Here is a 7,434-nt window from a genome sequence, read left to right on the forward strand (position 1 = left end):
ATTTGAATATACGCGCTATATATGCTACCATTCAATTATAGATTATCTATATACTGTTTAGGAGGTCGCCCCATCTTATGGCAACAAATAATATTTATAAAATGAGCTTTTCTCAAGTCTATCCACACTATATTGTAAAGGCTGAAAAAAAGGGTCGTACAAAAGGTGAAGTAGATGAAATCATCTGTTGGCTGACTGGATATAGTCAAGATCAATTACAAGCACAAATAGAAAATCAAGTGGATTTTGAAAATTTTTTTTTAGAAGCATCTTGTTTAAATCCTGCCCGCAATCTTATTAAAGGCGTTGTTTGTGGCGTCAGAGTAGAGGAAGTTTCAGAACCTCTTATGCAAGAAATTAGATATCTTGATAAGCTCATTGATGAACTTTCTAAAGGTAAGGCTATGAATAAAATTCTGAGACAGTAGTCATGCCTACCCTCATAAAAATTTGAGAACGAGTGTCCAAGAATGTGTATATCTTGGAATAGTGCCCCTGTGAAGCTATCCTCTAGATCATGTTCAAGTAAATGTGAAATCATATCTACGGCTTCTGTTCCAGCATGATTACTCGTACCCTTACCAAACACGACTTCCAAATTTAATGGCTATAGAAAAGGATTTCAACCATGAATCAATCCAACTTATTTATACAAAATCAGTTACAGGAAATGACTATCTGTGTACATAGAGCACACCATACCCAATGTTCGGAGACTTGGAGTGCTTCCAATCTTACACTCCCTTTTAGCAGCATTGGTCTTATTGTTAAAGGTACAGGCATGATGCAAGTCAACGACACGACCTTATCTCCTAGCAAGGGGCAACTCTACTTACTCCCTGCCAATACCATTCAATCATTCTCTACACATCCCCATACACCTTATCAAAAATACTTTTGTCACTTTGATGCAAAATGTGGTGGGCTGGATCTATTTGAAATTATCCATACCCCTTTATGTATCGATGCAAAGCATATAGACCTTGTCACTGATTTGTTCACAGGAATGATTGGCTGCTTTCAAGAAACCAGTATCTCTTCAATGATTAAAGTTAAGCAGTATATGATAGATTTATTATGCTATTATCTAGAATGTTGTCCCACTCATCAGATTGAACTCACTCAGAAAAATTATAACACCCCATTGAATCATGCCATTCATTACTTAGAAAATCATATTCATGAAGAGGCTACTGTCAAAAAAATGGCTGAAATAGCTGGCTACCATCCTAATTATTTCACTAAACTATTTCAGCAAAACTTTGGTACTTCCCCAGTACAATTCATCGTTAGAAAAAAGACTGAGATTGCCAGTCAACAACTTTGTTCTACCCAACTGGCTATTTCTGTGATTGCTGAATCGCTAGGCTTTAACAACCAGTTTTATTTTTCTAATTTCTTTAAGAAGCAAACGGGTATGACCCCTACTGAATATAGAAATACTTTTGGTCAATCTCATCTATAAAGCCCTAACACTTGTGACGATATCTAGAAATAATGTCATTTTGAAGGGCTTTATTTAAGTAAATAAAGCGTGCTGAAAACCCACCTACGCGGACAATAAGATGTCTGTATGCCTCTGGGTTTTCTTGTGCTTGTATTAACTCTTCTACCTTAGTCGTATTACCTTGAAAGATCTGGCCCCCACCTGCTATAAATCTTCTAAGTATCATTTCTAATAAGGCTTCACTTCCCCATGAGGGGTCAAAGTCCCACATGGTTGATGCACCACCAGTAAATAATTCTGTTGGCATGCTTAAGTTTGAATTCATCGCTGCAGTAAGTCCACATGTCATAGATGAAGACTGAGGTGTAATGCCATGTGCTACCATTTTACCTGCATGCCCACCATCAGCTGTAGCACCTAGTATCTGCGCTGCTTCTACACCAAATGTAAAGGTCAGCACCATAGGTAATGCTGTTCCACCCAAACGGTTGGTATAACTGCTATAGGCCTCACACACTGTTGTCATGACTCTTGAGGCAAATGCATCTGCTTCTTCATTTTGTTGGCCATATTTAGGAATGTTTTGTAATCTTAAACGGAGCAATTCATTATTTTTAAAGTCCGTTTCTAATGCATGGATTAATGCTTCTGCTGTACATAGCTTATCTTCAAAAACTGCTTTCTTCACTGCGAATAATGCATCTGCTGCATTAGGCAATCCTATAGGTGCACTTCCGTAGTTATGGTAACGCACACCACCATCATGCATATTTCTTCCTGTTGTCAGACAATCATCTAGCATACTTGAAAGTAAGTAAGCAGGTCTTGACTTTGCATCCTCTTCACTAAAGACATCTTGTGTACGGAAGAAAATATGAATCATTCTAAAAACTTCTTTCTCAAAATCCTTGTAGAAATCTTCGAACTGCGTAAATGCAATCAATCCTTTAAACTGGGTTGATTGAAGCTGGTTGCCTGTTACAAGACACTTTCCACCGGTAATGGCTAACTCTACAAGCTTGGGAATGTTATGCCATCCGTTGAACAAATAGTCACTATTCATACCTTGTGGTGAGATCTCCATACAGCCACCACATGCATAATCTGTTGCATCACTATAGCGCACACCACTATTCATCATTGCTTTAATAATGGCTTCATCACTTAAGATCTGTGCACGATTATTCCCTTCTTTAAGATACTTGGCACAAAGCTTAATATACGCTTCGGGTGGATTTTTAGGCATACGAGGGTAGAGTAATGGGTGGGTAATATTCATATCCATTATAGATTCAATCATGATGTAAGTTAATAGATTGACGGCAGATGTACCATTTTTATGAGAGCCCCCAATGGAAATCGTGATTCCCCATCCGTCCATAGTGTGTACACTTTCATCAAAACGCAAGAATAATTCATCAATCAGCACACGTGCTTCTTCTAAAGTACAAATGCCTTTTTCCAAGTCGCTTTCTAAATAAGGCCATAAATAATAATCTAATCTCCCAGGACTATTGCCGCCATAAGGATTTTCACTAAGCACCATAATATGTTGGAAGTAGTATGCTTGCACCGCCTCCTTAAAAGTAGTTGCTGGATACTCTGGAACCCTTTCGCAAATTGCAACTTTGTCCAGCCTATTCATTTCTTTTAACCTTTCAATGTGCTTTTGATTCCACTGTGTTATGGCATCTAATACAATTAAAACACCTGTATAAAATTGCTGTGATTTTTCATCTTTAGTATTTTTTAGGCTTGTTGTATACATTTGGCGCATTCCAGATACACCATGGGTAAGTATCCTATCCCATAGCCACGCAATATGTCCTCTTGAGCCTCCTGCAGAAAAAAATTGGTTGTGACACATTTCATTATAAAATGCAAATTCATCATGTACTTTTTTAAATGGACCACTTAGGCAATCTAAATCTTTAGCCCCTACTTCCACATCTTTTGATCTTCCCCAATACACCCTCCCAATGATGTCATCATAGTCTTCAATATAGACCTCCTGGTTGACTAAGGCGTAGTGTGTTGCTCTTGCAATTTTTTCCCACTGTGGCAGTTCACTATAAAGGTTAACGGCTGCATCATGTAAATTGGCTTGGTAGTTATTTTCTGGCGGTCTTTTCCCCTTTTGGGCACATAGTTTTTCCAACATAATCGTTCTTTCTGATTTTGGCATAATTGCTCTCTCCTTATACTTATCCCTCTATTTTTTTAAAATTATCGTGTTTAATCGTTGCATGGTTTCTTGACTAGGTGCCTCAAGATGTTTTGCCTCATAATCAAGTCCTAGACTCTCATATTTTGTCTGTCCCATTTTGTGAAAGGGGAGTAGTTCTAGAGGTATCTCTTTATTTATATGTTTTACGAAGTTGGTAATTGCTTCAATATCCTTGTCATGATCATTAATATCCGGAATAACCGGTACACGTACGATAATATTTTTCCCACGCTTAATGAGCTGCTCTACATTGGAAAGGCACCGTGCATTATCAGCCCCAACATATTGTTTATGTTTGAGGGAATCCATCATCTTGATATCGTATAAGAATAAATCCACATGCGGAAGGATACGTTCAAAATGCTCCCACTTAACATTTCCAGCTGTCTCGATCGTTACATGGAGACTATTTTGCTTACATGCACGAAGTACTGCTTCTAAAAAGTCAATTTGTAGTAGGGCTTCTCCTCCTGAAAAAGTAACCCCTCCATTAGATGTTTTGTAGAACTCAACATCCTTCATGACTTCTTCCATGACTTCTTCCACAGTCATGGTCACACCCGCCATAGAGAGTGCTTTTGTCATACAATGACTCGCACATGCCCCACATGTTTTACATTTTGTTCGATCTAACAGATGTTCTCCATTCTCTAAAGTATGTACCCCCTCTGGGCAACGCTCAATACACTCCTTACACTGCATACACTTTTCGCTGAAAAACATCAACTCTTTATGGTGTTTGAGTGACTCTGGGTTATGGCACCAAAAGCATTGTAGTGAACATCCTTTCAAAAAGACCGTCGTTCGAATGCCTGGACCATCATGTACACATAACCTTTGAATATCAAATACTGTACCTGAAATCATCGTTACTTTCTCCTTCTATTGCGCCCTTGTGATAGGTTTAATATATCAAGAATCCTGCTTATTCTACATACGTTTTTCTCCTACAAATATATAATTTTGTAACATAGATTTTATGTCTTACCATTTATCTATTTTTTGTCCATTACACAACTTTAAACCAAGCTACATATACTACAAATGAGCTAGCTTGTTGATTTAAATTTTATAGTGGGAGGAAACCTTATGGAACTTAGTCAAGCCATTAAGATGAAACAATGGTGTGCGTTGCCTCTTAGTTTTGAAGCAAATGAGGGACAAATCGAAGAAAAAGTAAAGTTTTTAACAAGGGGTAAAGGCTATCAAGTATTTTTTGCACCAGATGAAGTGATTTTGACACTTTGGAGGGTCAATGAAAAAGAAGAAAAAGAAAGTTGTGTATACACTTACTTGAAAATTAAGCTTGAAGGGGCAAAGACGGATGTATCCCTCGTTGGAGAAAATAGATTAGAAGGCAACGTGAACTATTTTAAGGGAGAAGATACTGGAAAATGGATTGCTCATGTGGCACGATACGAAAAAATAAAATATCAAGCAGTTTATCCAGGAATTGATGTCGTTTATTATGGACAGGGGCAAGCACTTGAACACGACTTCTTGGTTCAGCCTCATGTAGACCCCAGTCAGATTCGTTTGCGTTTTGAGGGGGCAGAGAAAGTAGAAAGAGATGCTAAGGGGCATTTATGCATTCAAACACAACTTGGAGAAGTAAAGCTCTTAAAGCCAAAAGCTTATCAGGAGATTGAGGGCGTACAGAAGGCAATAGAAAGTGACTATGCAATCAATCAAGCTGGAGAAGTAGGTTTTACTTTAGGTGAATATGATCGAGACGTACAACTTCAGATAGACCCACTCATCACGTATGCCACTTACCTTGGTGGAAGTGCTAATGACAGGGCAAATGGCATAGCAATTGATAGTTTAGGCAATGCCTATGTTGCAGGGTATACTGCATCCTATGATTTTCCAATAACACCAGGCGCTGTAGGTGGGGTTTATAATGGGAGCACGGATGTATTTATAACCAAGCTGAATGCGGATGGAACGGGATTGATCTATTCAACCTATCTAGGTGGGAGTAATGGTGACTGGGGGATTGATATAGCAGTAGATGGAACAGGCAATGCCTATGTCACAGGATGGACAAAATCTTCTGATTTCCCAACGACACCAGGCGTCTATGGCCCTAGTTATATAGATATAGATCAAGAAGATATCTTTGTAACAAAGCTCAGTACAGATGGCGCAGCTTTAGTCTATTCAACGTACTTGGGTGGAACAGGTCGAGATGTGGCACAAAGTATAGCCATAGATGGAGCAGGCAATGCTTATGTTACGGGTTGGACTTTTTCTACTGATTTTCCACTAACACATGGTTCTTTAACTGGATGGTATGATGGTTTTGTAACCAAGTTGAATGCAGATGCAACACAACTGATCTATTCAACGTCTCTATCTGGAGCTGGACAGGATGTACCACAAGGAATCGTTGTAAATAGTACGGGCTATGCCTATGTCACAGGATGGACCACCTCAAACGATTTCCCAACAACGCCAGGTGCCTATAGTACTTCTTTGGCAGGCGGTAAAGAGGCGTTTGTTACCCAGGTGAGTGCAGATGGATCAGCTTTAGTGTATTCAACGTATTTGGGTGGAAGTGGTGATGATACAGCCAGTGGCATTGCAATAGATAGTACGGGAAGTGCCTATGTTACAGGAAGTACTACCTCAAATAATTTCCCAACAACCGCAGGTGCTTATGATTCTTCTTATAATGGCGCCACTGATGTGTTTATAAGTAAGCTAGATGCAGCAGGTGCTAACTTACTGTATTCTACGTATTTTGGTGGAAGTAGCGTGGATTATGGCGGGAAAATAGGTTTAGATGCAGTGGGCAACATTTATGTTATGGGAAGTACCCTCTCCCGTGATTTTCCAACAATAGTAGTCGCTTATGATCCATCTTATAATGGGGGATATGATGGCTTTTTGGCCAAGTTTGATGCAAGTGGCACAAAGTTATTGTATTCAACTTATATAGGTGGGAGTGGGGATGATTCCCCTTATGGAATGGCAGTAGATGGCTTAGGAAATGTGTATATCACAGGTGCCACAACATCAACTGATTTCCCAACAACGATAGGTGCATATGATAAGACTTATGGTGGGAATGAGGATGCATTTATCCTAAAATTTGGTACAATAATCCCTGTAGAACCAGATATGGCACTCCCTATCGTAATAAACTCATCACTCTCAAGTAATGACGGATCAATGGGGATAACGTTTACTGTGTTAACACCTAATTTTTCGAAAAATATTTTGTTAACTTTATCTATTCAAATCAATAGTGCAGGCGTACTAGGAACACTCTTTTTATCTCAGATTGTCGTTGCTGATGGTAGTGCTTATCTATTTGAAGTACTACTACCTATTGGCACAGAAATTGTTTCAGTAGGCGCACAATATCTAGTTGTAGAATAGAATCTACGTAAAATGTATAGCCTTATTATATCCTACTTCAGAGGTAGGTAAGAATACGTATTTATGGTACCGACATTATCTATGGCTGGAACTGTTTGAGCCACCCTACAAGTCGTAGCTCCATTAGAATTTTGTTTATACGGTGTACAACTGCAATTGTTGTTATTAGTTTTTACTCTCGAACAATTACTGCCCGCTTCACGATCACCATCATCCTCTGAATAATCTGCACTAATATAAACCTGTTTACTCATATTATGTTATCTCCTTTATAATTCTAAATAGTATTACTAAATTGCAAACGGAATAAATAGCCCAACACAACCACACCTTCTAACTTCATTGCTAGTTATCTACGTGGTCATGTTGGGCT

The 7,434-nt window shown here is 38.8% G+C and carries 5 protein-coding genes; 3 read left to right on the forward strand and 2 right to left on the reverse strand.

Annotated features, from left to right (window positions below):
* Window positions 1–77 precede the first annotated feature (77 nt).
* Window positions 78–428, forward strand: coding sequence for a DUF2200 domain-containing protein (locus RRY75_RS13350; RefSeq protein WP_332493926.1), 351 nt, complete (start codon window positions 78–80; stop codon window positions 426–428).
* A 200-nt stretch (window positions 429–628) separates the two neighbouring features.
* Window positions 629–1,465, forward strand: a complete 837-nt coding sequence (locus tag RRY75_RS13355; protein WP_332493928.1) for an AraC family transcriptional regulator — start codon at window positions 629–631, stop codon at window positions 1,463–1,465.
* A 4-nt stretch (window positions 1,466–1,469) separates the two neighbouring features.
* Here the strand turns inward: RRY75_RS13355 and RRY75_RS13360 are convergent, their stop codons facing one another.
* Window positions 1,470–3,632 carry a pyruvate formate lyase family protein gene (locus RRY75_RS13360; protein WP_332493930.1) on the reverse strand — a complete coding sequence of 721 codons (2,163 nt, stop codon included), beginning with the start codon at window positions 3,630–3,632 and terminating at the stop codon, window positions 1,470–1,472.
* A 27-nt stretch (window positions 3,633–3,659) separates the two neighbouring features.
* On the reverse strand, window positions 3,660–4,541 hold the full coding sequence (locus RRY75_RS13365) for a glycyl-radical enzyme activating protein (protein ID WP_332717226.1): 882 nt from the start codon (window positions 4,539–4,541) through the stop codon (window positions 3,660–3,662).
* A gap of 222 nt (window positions 4,542–4,763) precedes the next feature.
* Here RRY75_RS13365 and RRY75_RS13370 point away from each other — a divergent pair, with 222 nt between their 5' ends.
* On the forward strand, window positions 4,764–7,061 hold the full coding sequence (locus tag RRY75_RS13370) for an SBBP repeat-containing protein (RefSeq protein WP_332527988.1): 2,298 nt from the start codon (window positions 4,764–4,766) through the stop codon (window positions 7,059–7,061).
* Window positions 7,062–7,434: the final 373 nt, after the last annotated feature.

The organism is Niameybacter sp., assembly GCF_036655075.1.
Classification (GTDB): domain Bacteria; phylum Bacillota; class Clostridia; order Lachnospirales; family Cellulosilyticaceae; genus Holtiella.